We start from the raw sequence: 14829 nt of genomic DNA on the forward strand, positions 1-14829 counted from the left end.
AGTATCGGTGAAGATGCCGATTACCCGCAGCGGGACGAAAAGACCCCGTGAACCTTTACTATAGCTTCGTATTGGTTTTGGATAAGTAATGTGTAGGATAGGTGGGAGACTATGAAGCGGCGTCGCTAGGCGTTGTGGAGTTGTCCTTGAAATACCACCCTTTGCTTATCTAGAATCTAACTCAGCAATGAGAACAGTGCGTGGTGGGTAGTTTGACTGGGGTGGTCGCCTCCAAAAGAGTAACGGAGGCTTCTAAAGGTTCCCTCAGCACGTTTGGTAACCGTGCGTAGAGTGCAATGGCATAAGGGAGCTTGACTGAGAGACATACAGGTCGATCAGGTACGAAAGTAGAGCATAGTGATCCGGTGGTTCCGCATGGAAGGGCCATCGCTCAAAGGATAAAAGGTACTCCGGGGATAACAGGCTGATCTCCCCCAAGAGCTCACATCGACGGGGGGGTTTGGCACCTCGATGTCGGCTCGTCACATCCTGGGGCTGGAGAAGGTCCCAAGGGTTGGGCTGTTCGCCCATTAAAGTGGCACGCGAGCTGGGTTCAGAACGTCGTGAGACAGTTCGGTCTCTATCTGCTGTGGGCGTTAGAAATTTGAGTGGATTTGACTTTAGTACGAGAGGACCGAGTTGAACTAACCTCTGGTGTATCTGTTGTTCCGCCAGGAGCATTGCAGAGTAGCTACGTTGGGAAGGGATAAGCGCTGAAAGCATATAAGCGCGAAACCCACCACAAGATGAGATTTCTTTAAAGGGTCGTGGAAGATTACCACGTTGATAGGATACAGGTGTAAAGGCAGTAATGTCATAGCCGAGTATTACTAATAACCCATAGGCTTATGTATAGTTCCCGACCTTCGGGTCGGGACGCAAACTCTTTTGATAATTTACGATATGATTTTACTAATATGTTAACTTATACAGTTGTAATATACTGAAACAATTTAAGGTGATTATCGCAATGGGGCTCACCTCTTTCCATCCCGAACAGAGAAGTTAAGCCCATTTGCGCCGATGGTACTGCCAATGGTGGGAGAGTAGGTCGTTGCCTTTCTTTTAAACCTCAATCTAGTTATAGATTGAGGTTTTTTTTTGCCCTAAACTCAAATGAAAACAACGAATATCTAAGTATGAAGCTTTATATAGAATGATCTTTATTAAAAAGTGATAAGTATTAAGTAAATCAGATTAATTTGTATGTGGTATAAGTAAAGATTATTAAAATGATGTTTTAATATGCTTAGAACTCTATTATTTAAATATAACAGCTCTGTGGGATCAGAAACTTTGCTTTTCTAATGAATAGGTGATTTTTAGGTAAATTATCTACACAAAATCTTCTTAAGAAAATAAGGCAATATTAAGTTATAGAGGTCAGTATATAAGTTCATATCTTTAAAGTCAACGAATATAATGTTATTATGAATATTTTTAAAGGCCAAAACCTTCTAGAGTTTGCTGATCGGTTCAAAACTAATGAAGATTGCAAGGAATATTTGGCAGATATTAAATGGAAAAATTGTTTTCAATGTGTTAAATGTGGTCATAAAAAGGCTCAAATAAGAAAGGATTTCTCACGTACTTGCAATATTTGTTCTCATCAGGAATCTGCAACGTCAAACACACTTTTCCACAAAGTTAAATTTGGAGTTAGAAAAGCTTTTTTCATTGTTTTTGAAATGAGTACAAGTACAAAAAGTCTTTCTGCAAGCTATGTTTCAGTTCGTTTTAGTGTCACAGAAAAGACAGCACGTTTATTTATGCTTAAAATTAGAGAGGCTATGAAAAGTAGTGGAAATAATCCTATGACTGGGATTGTTCATGTTGATGAGTTTGTTCTAGGTGGTCGTGAAAAAGATAAAGTGGGCAGAAGTTATAAAGCAAAGAAAAAGAAGGCTATAACTGCTGTTGAGCTAACTGAAGATGGAAAAGTAAAAAGAATGTATGCAATGAGAATCGAAGATTTTTCAGCTACTTCTTTACAATATATTTTCGTGAATCATATCAGTCGAGAAGCTAAAGTGATAACTGATAAATGGAGAGGCTACAGACCTATTGCTAAAGCCTATGATATTACCCAAATTGAAAGTAATGGAGGTATGAACTTTAAAGCTCTTCATACAATGATTCATCAAGTGAAATCTTGGATAAGAACAACTTACTCTTGGGTAAGTGACTTTAACATAAACAGATATTTTAATGAATTTTGTTTCAGAATTAATAGCTCACAAAGCAAAGAAACAATATTCAATAACTTAATAAGAAAAATGGTTGAAAAGGGTAAAGTACATCACGAACAAATTATATGTAGATAACTACTGACCTCTATTAAGTTTTATATAAAAGTAATTTTCATAACACGAATAAAAAGATTTTATTTATGTTATGAAAATTAAACGATAAGTCTAATATTTAGATTTTTGAATCAATTAAGTTTTTCCTTTAAAGAATCAATTACTTTTTTACTATTTCCTATAAAAATTTCATTTTCTACTATAAAAACAGGACGTTTCAAAAATGTATATTCATCTAAAATGTATTGGCGATAATCTTTTTCAGTAATTTGTTGATTTTTTAAATCTCTTTCTTTATAGAGTTTTGCGCGTTTGTTAAATAGGCTTTCATAGCTATCAGTTAGTCTTCTCATCTCCTCTAACTGTTCACTTGTTATTGGATTTGTCTTTATTTCTTGTTCCTCTATATTATCGAGGTTTACTTCCTTTAGGATACGACGGCAAGTATCACAAGTTTTTAAAAAATATACTTTCTTCATGGTTTAATAATTATCTTTGAGCTACGCTAAAATAAGTAGAATAATGAACACGCAATTTGAAATTTTAATAAAATCGAGACAATTAATATTAAAAAAAGTTGAAAACTTATCAATTGAGCAATTACATAAAATTCCAGATGGATTTAAAAATAATATTGCATGGAATGTAGCTCATTTAGTAGTAACACAACAGTTGTTGCATTATAAATTGTCAGGATTAAATTGCTTAGCTTCTGATGAACTAATAGAAGGGTATAAAAAGGGAACTCTACCTACAGGTATATTTTCAGAAGAAGAGTTTGAAGAGGTAAAAGAATTATTGATTGGGTTACCAGATACCTTACAAGAAGATTACGAAGCAGGAATCTTTACTGAGTTTACTACTTATGAAACGAGTCTTGGTTTTGTATTAGATTCTGTAGAAACGGCTATTGCCTTTAATAATTTACATGAAGGAATTCATCTAGGAACTATAATGGCTTTAACAAAGTTAGTGTAATTTATAAATAACTGTTTTATACTAAAGTTTAAATTTATATCTTATTAAAATGAAATTAAATACAAAGATGATTCATGGTGGTCAGCAAAATGAAGAGGCTACGGGGGCGGTAATGCCACCTATATTTCAGACATCTACGTATGCACAAACAAGTCCAGGAGTTCATAAAGGATATGGATATTCAAGAGGTGAAAACCCTAGCCGTAAAGCGCTTGAATATGCCTTTGCAGCTATTGAGAATGGAACACATGGTTTTGCATTTTCATCTGGGCTATCTGCAATAGACTGTGTTTTAAGAACTTTAAAACCAGGAGATGAAGTTATAGCAGGAGATGATCTATATGGAGGTACATACCGTATGTTTACAAAGTTATTCCAACAATATGGTTTGAAGTTTATATTTATAGATATGGATTTGATTAGTAATGTATCTAATGCTATATCTAATAAAACAAAGTTGATTTGGTTAGAAACACCAACTAATCCGTTAATGAAAATTGCTGATATTACTGAGATAGCAAAAGTTGTAAAAGCAATAAATAGTACTATTTTAATAGCTGTTGATAATACATTTGCAACACCATATCTTCAGCGTCCATTAGATTTAGGCGCTGATATTGTAATGCACTCCGCTACAAAGTATTTAGGAGGACATTCTGATTTAGTGATGGGGGCTTTAATGGTCAAAAACGAAGAAATAGCAAAAGAATTACATTTTATACAATTTGCAGCTGGAGCAATTGCTGGACCTATGGATTCTTTTTTAGCTTTAAGAGGAATTAAAACATTGCATTTACGAATGAAACGTCATTGTGAAAACGGTAAATTAGTAGCAGAATACTTAGTCAATCACCCAAAAATTGGTAATGTATATTACCCAGGATTATATAGTCATCCGAATCATGAAATTGCTAAAAAGCAAATGGATGATTTTGGAGGAATGGTTTCTTTCCGGTTAAAAGATGAAAGTAAACAGGCAGCATTTGCATTTTTAGAAAACACCAAAATATTTACATTGGCCGAATCTTTAGGTGGAGTAGAAAGCTTAGTAAATCACCCAGTAACAATGTCACATGGTTCTATACCTGAAGTGGAGCGTTTAAAAATAGGAATAACCGATTCTCTGATACGTTTAAGTGTAGGAGTGGAAGATATTAATGATTTGCTAGAAGATTTAGAACAAGCATTGAATATCTAATTTAAAGCTCTTTACTTAGGTTATTTTTGATTTTATATTAAAATATACTAACTGGTATATTTTTTATATATTTGTATGATAATTTTTTTATTTTGTCTAAGTCAGAAAAAACAAGAGCTTTTATTATAGAAACTGTAGCGCCTATTTTTAACAAAAATGGATATTCGGCAATGAGTTTATCTAAAATTACAGAAGCAACTGGTTTAACTAAAGGAGCAATTTACGGTCATTTTGAAAATAAAGAAAACCTAGCTTTGGAAGCCTTTAAATTTTCGGTAAGAAGAGTTTTAAAAGATTTAAATGAAGAAGTAAGTAAAGGAGAAACTCCTTTAGCTATGTTATTAAACATAGCCTCTTTTTATAAAGGATATTATCATTATAATAAGCAATTTGGAGGTTGCCCTATCTTAAATATTGGGGTAGATTCTGATAATCAGGATAACAAAATATCTAAATTAGTTCAATCATACAATTATAGAATTTTAGATCGTTTTGCTGAGTTAATTGATATGGGGAAAGAATCTAATGAAATTAAAAATTCAGTAGATAGTATGTTATATGCGAAACGTTTTTTTTACATGATCGAAGGAGCTGTATATATGTCTTATATTATGAAAGATGATAGCTATCTTATTGATTTATCAGAAGTAATTAAACAAATCATAGAAGAACAATTACAACAATAACTATTTTTTTAATCACAAATATACCAATCGGTATATTTAAAATATTTAATACAATGGAATTATTAAAAATTTTAGAAAGTAAAACAAAAATAAGATTTCAGGATTGTGATCCTTTTAATCATTTAAATAATGCGTCTTATTTTAATTATCTTATCAATGCTAGAGAAGATCAATTAATTGAAAACTATAATTTAGATGTATATAAGCATGGAAAAACAACAGGTAAGAGTTGGGTAGTAGCAACACATCAAATTACTTATTTAAAGCCTGCAACTTTAATGGAGACAGTGGTTATAGATTCTCAGTTAATTAATTATGGAAGTAAAAATTTGTTAGTTGAAATACGAATGTGGAATGAAACAAAGACTGAGCTTAAAGCTGTACTATGGAGCTCATTTGTGTATTTTAACTTAATGAAACTATCTTCTGAAAAACATTCTGAAGACCTACTTGAATTATTTAAAAATGCAGTTTTACCTCTTAAAGAGAAAAGTTTTGAAGAAAGAATAGGAAACTTACGGTTTCAGAAAGTTTAAAGGTAAAAAGCCCGAAATTTTTAATTTCGGGCTTTTTCTATAAGAATGAATTACTAAAAATAATTACGTTATTATTTAGCGTCAGCATATCTTTTTTCAACTTCGTTCCAGTTAATTACTTTAAAGAAAGCATCAATATAATCAGGACGACGGTTTTGATAGTTTAAATAGTAAGCATGTTCCCAAACATCTAATCCTAAAATAGGAGTTCCTTCGCATGAAACACCAGGCATTAATGGGTTGTCTTGATTTGGAGTAGAACAAATTTCAATTTTCCCTCCTTTATGAACACATAACCAAGCCCATCCTGAACCAAATTGAGTTGCAGCAGCTTTAGAGAAAGCTTCAATAAAAGCATCTTTAGAACCAAATTCAGCTTCAATAGCATCTTTTAATTCACCAGATAAATAACCTCTATCTTCAGGGTTCATTACAGTCCAAAATAATGAGTGATTATAAAAACCTCCACCATTATTACGAACACCTCCGTTACTCATATCTAAATTAGTAAGAATATCTTCAATAGTTTTACCTTCTAAATCAGTTCCAGCAATAGCAGCATTTAATTTAGTTGTATAACCGTTATGGTGTTTACTATGATGAATTTCCATAGTTTTAGCATCAATATTTGGTACTAATGCATCATAAGCATATCCTAATTCTGGTAAGTTAAAAGCCATAATTGTATGTTTTAATAAGTTAATTTGTTGTTTTTATAAATGTAAATTTAATTCAAAAAAATAAGGCAAACAACTGTTTGCCTTATTCTAAATTTATAACAGCATAAATATATGTTATAATGCTAATAATTTGCGCCTTCTGGATATTTTGCCATAAACTCTTCTGCCTTTTTTACCATGTGTGTACTTCCACAGAAAAAAGGAACACGTTGATGTAATTCGGTAGGCTCTAAATCTAAAATCCTTTTATAACCATCGGTTGCTTTACCACCAGCTTCTTCTGCTATAAAAGCCATTGGATTGCACTCGTATAATAAACGTAACTTACCTTTAGGGCCGATAGTACTTGTTGGATAAATATAAATACCTCCTTTAATCATATTTCTATGAAAATCAGAAACTAATGAACCAATGTACCTAGAAGTATATGGTCTATTTTCTTTTTCTTCTTGACAGTATTTTAAATATTCTTTTACTCCTTTTGGAAAATGCACGTAGTTTCCTTCATTAATTGAGTAAATATTACCGTTTTCTGGAATTTGAATATTAGGGTGTGATAAATAGAACGTTCCAATAGCAGGGTTTAAAGTAAAACCATTCACTCCATTTCCAGTTGTAAAAACTAATATTGTAGAAGTACCATAAGCAACATAACCAGCAGCAACCTGTTCAGATCCTTTTTGTAAAAAATCTTCTTTAGTTACGGGAGTTCCATTAGGAGATACTCTTCTGTAAATAGAAAAAATAGTACCTACAGAAACATTTACATCTATATTAGAAGAACCATCTAAAGGATCCATTAATAAGATATATTTGTTTTCGTTTGTTTTATTTTGACCTTCAACAACAACAAAGTCATCTTCTTCTTCACTAGCGATCCCACAAACAATCTCTCTATTTATTAATGTTCTTTTAAATAAATCATTTGCTAAAACATCTAACTTTTGTTGCGTTTCTCCTTGTATATTAACATCTCCAGAAGCTCCAGTGATATCAACTAAACCAGCTTTTCTGATTTCATGATTTACTACTTTGGCAGCTAAACGAATAGAGTTTATTAAACGAGATAGCTCACCAGAAGAATATTTAAAATCTTTTTGATTACCAATTATATACTCACCAAGAGTCATGTGCTTGTTATTCATGTCAAAATTTTGTATTGTCAGTACAAAGATGCCAACTTTTTAGAGTAACTACAATGATTTCGAATATTAATTTTAATTAAAATAGTACTTATTATTTATTAAATATGCTATTAGAGTAGTGTTTTAAGATAAAACACTAAGTGTCTGTAAGTAAAAAAGGTTTTTTATATTCGCCATTTAAAAGAATAGATAAATGAAAAAAATAGTACTATTAGGGGCTTTAATTTTATATTTAAACTCTTTCGCTCAAAGCACAAATTTAGACAGAGAAAGATTTCATGTTTCTTATGTTGAACTACCAAGTGATCCTATTTTAGATGATAGTAAAAGAACATACTCGATTAATATAAGTGGTGTTTCTATTAATGGATTTTCAAAAGTGAAATCTCCTGGAGTTCTTGATATTAATTATATTTTCACTGGTACTAGAGTTGGTGAAGTGAAAATAGATAAAGAGAAACATCAAAAGAAAGATAAAGATGGTAATATTTTATCAACATGGTACACATATAGGGTTAAGACAGACTATTCGTCTAAAGGTATCTTAAATATTGTAAATGGAGTTAGGGCTAAAAGTTACGAAGAGAAGTTTTCAGCAGAAACTGACTATACTAGCAATAGTTTTAATAGTTATTATAAGGCTGAAAGATATTATGCACTTAATAAACATGATATAAAGGATAATCATAAAAGAAAACATAAATCTATAATAAAATCGAATATAAAGTCTTACTTAGATTCAAGATACGGTTATAGGTCATATAGTACTAATTCGGAATTTTTATGGATTTTGGCTTCTAAAAAGCATCCAGAAACAAAAAAACACCATGAAGCATATAATAAAACGAAGGCTATTTTTAGTAAAATGCATTATGATGAACCAATGGATGATATTGCAAAAGAATTGGAGCCTGTTATAGCTTATTTTGAGAATGTTATTTCAAGATATCCAGGTACTAAGCGTAAAATGAGAAAAGTAAAATACGCTAGTTATTATAATCTTGCGAAGATTTATAGTTATTTAGATATGCCTCAAAAAGTAGAGGAATATGCAGGTAAATTAATAGAAAACGATTATGATAAGTCGGACGGAAATAGTTTTTTAAGAACAGCAGTATCTTTATCAACATCTTTAGAGAAGAACAACATGAAATCTCGTCACATGAAGATTGTTACAGAAGACATAAGTAATCTTGAAGAAGAAAAGAAGGAAGAAGCTCCTGAATTTAAGGCAAACCAAGAGTTTGAATTAAACCAAGCTTATTTAATTACAAAAGAGAATGATACTACTTTAGTTGATATAAATACTAAAGATATTGAGAAAATAGGGTATAGTTTTAGAAACGTTCAATATAATAAAAATGGTAGTCCAATAGGAACAAGAGTTAAACAAGCGAAAGGATGTAAAGAACTTTTATTTGTAGAAGGGCTTCATTATAAAAACATCGTTTTTAAGGAAGCATCAAAAAAACCAGGCTCAGTAAAATTAACTCAAGGAGTTTTAGGAGGTGCCAATGATAAATTATGTAGAGTAGTTTTTGAATCTGATAAAATAAATTTATATAAGTTTAATAATAAGGAGTTAGTTATTGTTGTGCCAGAGAGTGAAAAAGGAAAGTCAACGTCAGCATTGGGTTTTGTTTTTGCATTTAAGAAAAAGCTAGCAAAAATAGCAGAAAATTGTCCTGATATTGCTAAAAAAGCGATGACTAATAGATATAAAAATAACGAAGTAAGTTTATTGAAATTTTGTAACGACCTTACTAATTGTAAGGCTGAATAAAAAGCATTAGAATTAAAAAGCAAAAAGCACAATCATTAAGATTGTGCTTTTTGCTTTTTATTAATTTTGAATATATGATTTTAAAATTTTGAACAAAAAGAAACGATGTGTTTTAATTTTCTATTTGTTTTTTTAAGGAATGTTTTAAGAATTATATTTACACAAAATTTTTATAATGAGCTTTATAATCAGATCAGGAGAAAAAAAAGATGCACAAGCAATATTAAATTTAATTATTGAGTTAGCTGTTTTTGAAAAAGAGCCGAATGCGGTAGAAATCACTGTAGAAGATTTAATTCGTGATGGTTTTTCTAGTAATCCTAAATTTAAAACTTTTGTAGCAGAAGAACTTGATGGAACAATTATAGGAATGACTCTTTTTTATGCACGTTATTCTACATGGAAAGGAAAGTCAATTCATCTTGAAGATTTAATGGTTACAGAGGCAAAAAGAGGAATTGGAGCGGGTAAAAAATTATATACTTCAATTATGAAATATGCGCAAGAAAATGAATTTAAGAGAGTCGCATGGGAAGTATTAGATTGGAATGTAAATGCTATAGCATTTTATAAAAAAACAGGGGCAACCGTTTATAATGAGTGGAGGGTTTGTCATATGAATGAAGAAAGTTTAATGCAATTTTGTAATGAGAATATTTAAATTTGGAGGCGCATCAGTAAAAGATGCTAAAGGAGTAAAAAATGTAACTCGTGTAATACAACATGAGGGAGTTGAAAACGTTTTGGTTGTTATTTCAGCAATGGGAAAGATGACGAATGCTTTTGAAAAAATCGTAGATGCTTTTTTTTATAAAAAAGAAAATTTAAAAAGTTCTATAGATTTTGTTGAAGATTTTCATAAAGAAATAATAAATGATTTATTTCAAGAGCAACACTCTATTTTTAATAGAGTCAATTTTTTATTAGGTGAGTTAAGTAGTTTTATGGTTAAAAATAAATCAAACAACTATAATTATGTTTACGATCAATTAGTTGGGTTTGGAGAATTACTATCTACTAGTATTGTAAGTGCTTATTTACTTGAAATAGGTGTATCTAACCAATGGTTAGATGTAAGAGATTACATAAAAACAGATAGTAGCTATAGAGATGCAAAAATAAATTGGAAATTAACAGAGAAGGAAATAAAAGAAAAAGTAATTTCTTCTAAATTGAATATTACTCAAGGGTTTTTAGGCGGTGGAGTAAATAATGAAACGACTACTCTAGGAAGAGAAGGGTCTGATTATACTGCTGGTGTTTTTGCGTATTGCTTAAATGCCGATAGTGTAACTATTTGGAAAGATGTTGAAGGTGTTTTAAATGCAGATCCTCGTGTTTTTACAGAAACTCAGCTGCTAAACGAAATATCGTATACTGAGGCTATAGAAATGGCTTTTTATGGAGCATCGGTAATACACCCAAAAACAATTCAGCCACTAGAGCAAAAAAATATACCTTTATTTGTTCGTTCTTTTGATGATATTTCTAATAAAGGGACTTGTGTTGGAAGAGGTAAAAAAATAACACCAGAAGTACCATGTTTTATTGTAAAGAAAAACCAAATATTAGTTTCAATTTCAGCCAAAGATTTTTCTTTTATGGTTGAAAGTAATATTAGTGATGTTTTCGAAAAATTACATAAATACAAATTAAAAGTTAACTTAATTCAAAACTCAGCGATTAGCTTTTCTGTGTGTATTGATGATAAATACAATCTTTTTGATGTTTTTTATAATGATTTAAAGGTGAAATTTAATATAAAGTCATATAAAGCTGTAACTCTATATACTATTCGCCATTTTAATGGTGAAGCGATAACAAAAATACGTAAGAGAGGTAAATCAATTATTAGTCAAATTAATACAGAAACAGCTCAGTTGGTTATACAATAAAAAGTGTAAATTTCGAAAAAATCCGTTATATTTGCATTTATGCCAAATTTGAATTAATGGGATTAGTTACATCAAAAGAAATTGCTAAAGTTATTGGAGTTGGGAAGTTCGGTGCTGCCGGAACTTTTATTGGATGGTTGTTGATGAAATTTTTGCGTATTTCTGCGATTAATAGATTATATAACAACAATAAAGATAAATCTGATTTAGATTTTTTAAATGGTCTTTTAGACGATTGCAAAATTGAATTTGAAATACATGAAGACGATTTAAAAAGAATACCAAAAAAAGATGCTTTTATTACAATTTCGAATCATCCTTTAGGAGGGATTGATGGTATTTTGTTAATGAAATTATTGGTTGAAAAAAGAGCAGATTATAAAATTATAGCAAATTTTCTATTGCATAGGGCTGAACCTTTAAGGCCATATATAATGCCAGTAAATCCTTTTGAAAATCGAAAAGATGCAAAGTCAAGTATGGCTGGTATTAAAGGAGCATTATTGCATTTACGAGAAGGAAAACCATTAGGTATTTTTCCAGCAGGAGAAGTATCAACACATCGTGATGGTAAATTAGTAGTTGATAAACCATGGGAAGATGGAGCAGTACGTTTGATTAAAAAAGCAAAAGTACCAGTGATTCCTATTTATTTTCACGCAAAAAATAGCCGATTATTTTATCTTTTATCTAAAATTAGTGATACCTTAAGAACGGCAAAACTTCCATCTGAAATAATTTCACAAAAAAATAGAGTAATAAAGGTAAGGATAGGAAAGCCTATTTCGGTAAAAGACCAGGAACAATATAAAGACGTGTCTTCTTTTTATGAGTTTATAAGAAAGAAAACATATATGTTAGCAAATCCGTTTGAGAAAACATCTCAGAAGATTTTATCAACTCAAAATTTAAAGATACCTAAGACTCCTAAGGATATTGCTCCTCAAAGAACACCTGATTTATTTGTTAAAGAAGTTGATGACTTACGAGATAAAGGAAGTAGGTTACTAGAAAGTAAAAATTATGAAGTGTTTTTTGCAAGTGCAAAAGAAATTCCAAATATTTTACATGAAATAGGAAGGTTACGAGAAATTACCTTTAGAGATGTCGGTGAAGGAACAAACAAGGCGATTGATTTAGATCGGTTTGATAGATATTATCATCACCTGTTTTTATGGGATAATGTTAAAAAAGAGCTTGCAGGTGCCTATAGAATGGGCTTAGGTAAGGATATTTATAAAAAACATGGAATTAATGGTTTTTATATTCATACTTTATTTAGAATAGAGCCAGAGCTGTACCCGATGATGCAAAATACTATGGAATTAGGTAGGGCTTTTGTTTCAAAGAATTACCAGCAAAAACCAATGCCTTTGTTCTTATTATGGAAAGGAATTGTTCATACAACATTGCGTTATCCAGAGTATAAATATTTAATGGGTGGTGTAAGTATTAGTAATCAGTTTTCTGATTTTTCGAAATCATTAATGATTGAGTTTATGAAGTCTCATTATTACGATCCATATGTAGCACAATATATTCATCCTAAAAAGGAATATAAAGTGAAATTGAAGGATGCAGATAAAGATTTTGTATTTGATGCAACGAAGGCTGATATGCAAAAATTTGATAAAATAATAGATGAAATTGAACCAGGTGCATTACGTATGCCTGTGTTAATTAAAAAGTACGTAAAACAGAATGCTCGTTTGGTTGCTTTTAATGTAGATCCTAAGTTTAACAACGCAATAGATGGGTTATTATATATTAAAGTTGCAGAGATACCAGAGAGCACAGTAAAACCAGTTATGGAAGAATTTCAGGCTGAATTAGAAAGACGTGCTTCAGAAAACATGAATAAATAAATTAGTATATTTTAGTACTGCAATAAATAAAAAAGCATCATACTAAGTATGATGCTTTTTTGTTTACTAAAGTATTTTGTATGTGTAATTTTAAAAAGGGTGATAGATTTTATAAGTATATTACTACTTTCGGTTTTAAAACATTATATGTTATATAATTTAAGCGGTAATAGAGGTAAATAGGTTGTTTTACTGTGGGTTTATAATTAGATACTAAATTATAACGACTCTTTAAAAAGAGTCTAATAGAAGTTGTACAAAAGGAAAAGGGATTTGTTTTAACAAATCCCTTTTCCTTTTCATATATAATGTGTTTTACTTAAAAAATGTTCTAAATATATCATTACCATTTGCAAATAGTAATAGTGTTATTAATAATATAAAACCTGTTATTTGTGCATATTCTAAGAATTTATCACCTGGTTTTTTACCCGTAATCATTTCCCATAAAGTAAATACAACATGACCTCCATCTAAAGCAGGTATAGGTAATAAGTTCATAACACCTAACATAATTGATAGGAAAGCTGTAATGTTCCAAAAAGTTTCCCAGCTAAATTCTGATGGAAATATACTACCTATAGAAATAAAACCCCCTAACCCTTTGTAAGCACCTGTGCTAGGGTTAAATATTTTTTTCATTTGCTTAACGTAGTTTGTTACAGTAGTCCATGCTTTTACTGTTCCTGCAGGAATAGCTTCACCAAAAGAATAAGATTTTTCTGCTAATTGGTAATAACCTAATTTTTCTAAGTCTTTTAAAGATAACTGACCTAAGGCAACACCTAATTTACCTTTTTCTGTAACTTTTACAGGAACCGTTAAATTCTCTGTACCTCTTTTAATAGTAATATTAATTTCTTGCCCTTTATTTTTGTTTAGTTCAATTTTAGCTTGATCAAGGTAAGTTGTAGAAATACCATTGATTGAAGTAACTATATCTTTAGGTTGCAAATTGCTTTTAAGATTAGGTGAATCTTTAGATACTTGAGCTATTACAAAAGGATATCTTGGAGTTATAAAACTACCAGATTTTTTATCTCTATCAACAAGTTTTGAAATAAAATCGGTAGGAATTTCTTTATTAATAATAGTACCGTTTCTTTCAATAGAATAATTATTTCCATTAATAAATTCTAAAGTAAGCTCTCTAAATTTTCGAACAGTTTGTCCGTCAACAGAAAGTATCTTATCTCCTGTTTGTAAACCTAAATCTTTTCCTAATTGATCTTGAACCCAAACACCATCTTTTAGGTTTTCGTTTGGTAAAAATTTTTCACCATAAGCATACATTAAACAAATGTAAATAACGATACCTAATATAAAGTTTACAGTTACACCACCTAGCATAATTATTAAACGTTGCCATGCTGGTTTAGATCGAAACTCCCAAGGTTGTGCAGGCTTGTTTAATTGTTCGGTATCCATACTTTCATCAATCATTCCTGATATTTTTACATACCCTCCTAACGGAATCCAACCAATACCATAAACAGTATCACCTATTTTCTTTTTAAATATAGAAAACTTATAATCAAAGAATAAATAGAACTTTTCTACCTTAGTTTTAAAAATTTTTGCAGGAATAAAATGACCTAATTCGTGTAAAACAATTAAAAGCGATAAGCTTAAAATAAATTGTGATGCTTTTATTAAAATTTCCATAGAGATTTGTATCTAAATTTAAAATCGAACAAATGTACGTTTTTCAGTAGAGCTGTAAAAAGTTTACAGCATATATGCGGTTTGGTTTTAACAAA

13 protein-coding genes and 2 rRNA genes (1 of these 15 cut by a window edge) are annotated in these 14829 nt (G+C 30.5%); 11 read left to right on the forward strand and 4 right to left on the reverse strand.

Annotation, left to right across the window (positions count from 1 at the left end; translation table 11 throughout):
- The 3 genes from CXF68_RS05000 to CXF68_RS05010 form a co-directional block, all read left to right on the forward strand.
- Positions 1-854, forward strand: a 23S ribosomal RNA gene (locus CXF68_RS05000); it begins 2030 nt to the left of the window's first position.
- Positions 855-954: 100 nt separating this feature from the next.
- A 5S ribosomal RNA gene (gene rrf / locus CXF68_RS05005) occupies positions 955-1063 on the forward strand.
- A 367-nt stretch (positions 1064-1430) separates the two neighbouring features.
- Positions 1431-2324 (forward strand): IS1595 family transposase, encoded by an 894-nt coding sequence (locus CXF68_RS05010; protein ID WP_101043257.1) that lies wholly within the window; start codon positions 1431-1433, stop codon positions 2322-2324.
- A 110-nt stretch (positions 2325-2434) separates the two neighbouring features.
- Here the strand turns inward: CXF68_RS05010 and CXF68_RS05015 are convergent, their stop codons facing one another.
- Positions 2435-2782, reverse strand: coding sequence for an arsenate reductase family protein (locus tag CXF68_RS05015; RefSeq protein WP_101043258.1), 348 nt, complete (start codon positions 2780-2782; stop codon positions 2435-2437).
- A gap of 43 nt (positions 2783-2825) precedes the next feature.
- On the opposite strand from CXF68_RS05015, the gene CXF68_RS05020 reads away from it, so the two are divergent.
- The 4 genes from CXF68_RS05020 to CXF68_RS05035 all read left to right on the forward strand — a co-directional run bounded on the left by CXF68_RS05020 (position 2826) and on the right by CXF68_RS05035 (position 5701).
- A complete protein-coding gene (locus tag CXF68_RS05020) occupies positions 2826-3281 on the forward strand; it encodes a DinB family protein (RefSeq protein ID WP_101043259.1) in 456 nt (151 codons plus the stop codon).
- A 49-nt stretch (positions 3282-3330) separates the two neighbouring features.
- On the forward strand, positions 3331-4479 hold the full coding sequence (locus tag CXF68_RS05025; protein WP_101043260.1) for a cystathionine gamma-synthase: 1149 nt from the start codon (positions 3331-3333) through the stop codon (positions 4477-4479).
- A 92-nt stretch (positions 4480-4571) separates the two neighbouring features.
- A complete protein-coding gene (locus tag CXF68_RS05030) occupies positions 4572-5165 on the forward strand; it encodes a TetR/AcrR family transcriptional regulator (RefSeq protein WP_232771611.1) in 594 nt (197 codons plus the stop codon).
- A 53-nt stretch (positions 5166-5218) separates the two neighbouring features.
- Positions 5219-5701, forward strand: coding sequence for a thioesterase family protein (locus tag CXF68_RS05035; RefSeq protein WP_101043261.1), 483 nt, complete (start codon positions 5219-5221; stop codon positions 5699-5701).
- Positions 5702-5772: 71 nt separating this feature from the next.
- Here the strand turns inward: CXF68_RS05035 and CXF68_RS05040 are convergent, their stop codons facing one another.
- Positions 5773-6381: a superoxide dismutase gene (locus CXF68_RS05040; RefSeq protein WP_101043262.1), complete on the reverse strand. Its 609-nt coding sequence runs from the start codon at positions 6379-6381 to the stop codon at positions 5773-5775.
- A gap of 122 nt (positions 6382-6503) precedes the next feature.
- Positions 6504-7526, reverse strand: a complete 1023-nt coding sequence (gene fbp / locus CXF68_RS05045) for a class 1 fructose-bisphosphatase (protein ID WP_101043263.1) — start codon at positions 7524-7526, stop codon at positions 6504-6506.
- Positions 7527-7719: 193 nt separating this feature from the next.
- On the opposite strand from fbp, the gene CXF68_RS05050 reads away from it, so the two are divergent.
- From CXF68_RS05050 to CXF68_RS05065, 4 genes are all read left to right on the forward strand, one after another.
- On the forward strand, positions 7720-9309 hold the full coding sequence (locus CXF68_RS05050) for a hypothetical protein (RefSeq protein WP_101043264.1): 1590 nt from the start codon (positions 7720-7722) through the stop codon (positions 9307-9309).
- A 175-nt stretch (positions 9310-9484) separates the two neighbouring features.
- The gene (locus CXF68_RS05055; protein WP_101043265.1) at positions 9485-9970 is read left to right on the forward strand and encodes a GNAT family N-acetyltransferase; all 486 of its coding nucleotides are present in this window, start codon (positions 9485-9487) and stop codon (positions 9968-9970) included.
- Positions 9957-11204, forward strand: coding sequence for an aspartate kinase (locus tag CXF68_RS05060; RefSeq protein WP_101043266.1), 1248 nt, complete (start codon positions 9957-9959; stop codon positions 11202-11204). Before CXF68_RS05055 ends, CXF68_RS05060 begins: the two co-directional genes overlap by 14 nt.
- A gap of 56 nt (positions 11205-11260) precedes the next feature.
- Positions 11261-13069, forward strand: coding sequence for a lysophospholipid acyltransferase family protein (locus tag CXF68_RS05065; RefSeq protein WP_101043267.1), 1809 nt, complete (start codon positions 11261-11263; stop codon positions 13067-13069).
- A 315-nt stretch (positions 13070-13384) separates the two neighbouring features.
- Here CXF68_RS05065 and rseP read toward each other — a convergent pair whose 3' ends face one another.
- Entirely contained in the window at positions 13385-14734 is a 1350-nt protein-coding gene (gene rseP / locus CXF68_RS05070) for an RIP metalloprotease RseP (protein WP_101043268.1), read from the reverse strand.
- Positions 14735-14829 lie beyond the last annotated feature (95 nt).

The organism is Tenacibaculum sp. Bg11-29 (assembly GCF_002836595.1).
Classification (GTDB): Bacteria; Bacteroidota; Bacteroidia; order Flavobacteriales; family Flavobacteriaceae; genus Polaribacter.

Bases quoted from the DNA above. Each gene is read 5' to 3' on its own strand.
- CXF68_RS05010 (WP_101043257.1), top strand. From the start codon at position 1,431: ATGAATATTTTTAAAGGCCAAAACCTTCTAGAGTTTGCTGATCGGTTC.
- CXF68_RS05015 (WP_101043258.1), bottom strand. From the start codon at position 2,782: ATGAAGAAAGTATATTTTTTAAAAACTTGTGATACTTGCCGTCGTATC.
- CXF68_RS05020 (WP_101043259.1), top strand. From the start codon at position 2,826: ATGAACACGCAATTTGAAATTTTAATAAAATCGAGACAATTAATATTA.
- CXF68_RS05025 (WP_101043260.1), top strand. From the start codon at position 3,331: ATGAAATTAAATACAAAGATGATTCATGGTGGTCAGCAAAATGAAGAG.
- CXF68_RS05035 (WP_101043261.1), top strand. From the start codon at position 5,219: ATGGAATTATTAAAAATTTTAGAAAGTAAAACAAAAATAAGATTTCAG.
- CXF68_RS05040 (WP_101043262.1), bottom strand. From the start codon at position 6,381: ATGGCTTTTAACTTACCAGAATTAGGATATGCTTATGATGCATTAGTA.
- fbp (WP_101043263.1), bottom strand. From the start codon at position 7,526: ATGAATAACAAGCACATGACTCTTGGTGAGTATATAATTGGTAATCAA.
- CXF68_RS05050 (WP_101043264.1), top strand. From the start codon at position 7,720: ATGAAAAAAATAGTACTATTAGGGGCTTTAATTTTATATTTAAACTCT.
- CXF68_RS05055 (WP_101043265.1), top strand. From the start codon at position 9,485: ATGAGCTTTATAATCAGATCAGGAGAAAAAAAAGATGCACAAGCAATA.
- CXF68_RS05060 (WP_101043266.1), top strand. From the start codon at position 9,957: ATGAGAATATTTAAATTTGGAGGCGCATCAGTAAAAGATGCTAAAGGA.
- CXF68_RS05065 (WP_101043267.1), top strand. From the start codon at position 11,261: ATGGGATTAGTTACATCAAAAGAAATTGCTAAAGTTATTGGAGTTGGG.
- rseP (WP_101043268.1), bottom strand. From the start codon at position 14,734: ATGGAAATTTTAATAAAAGCATCACAATTTATTTTAAGCTTATCGCTT.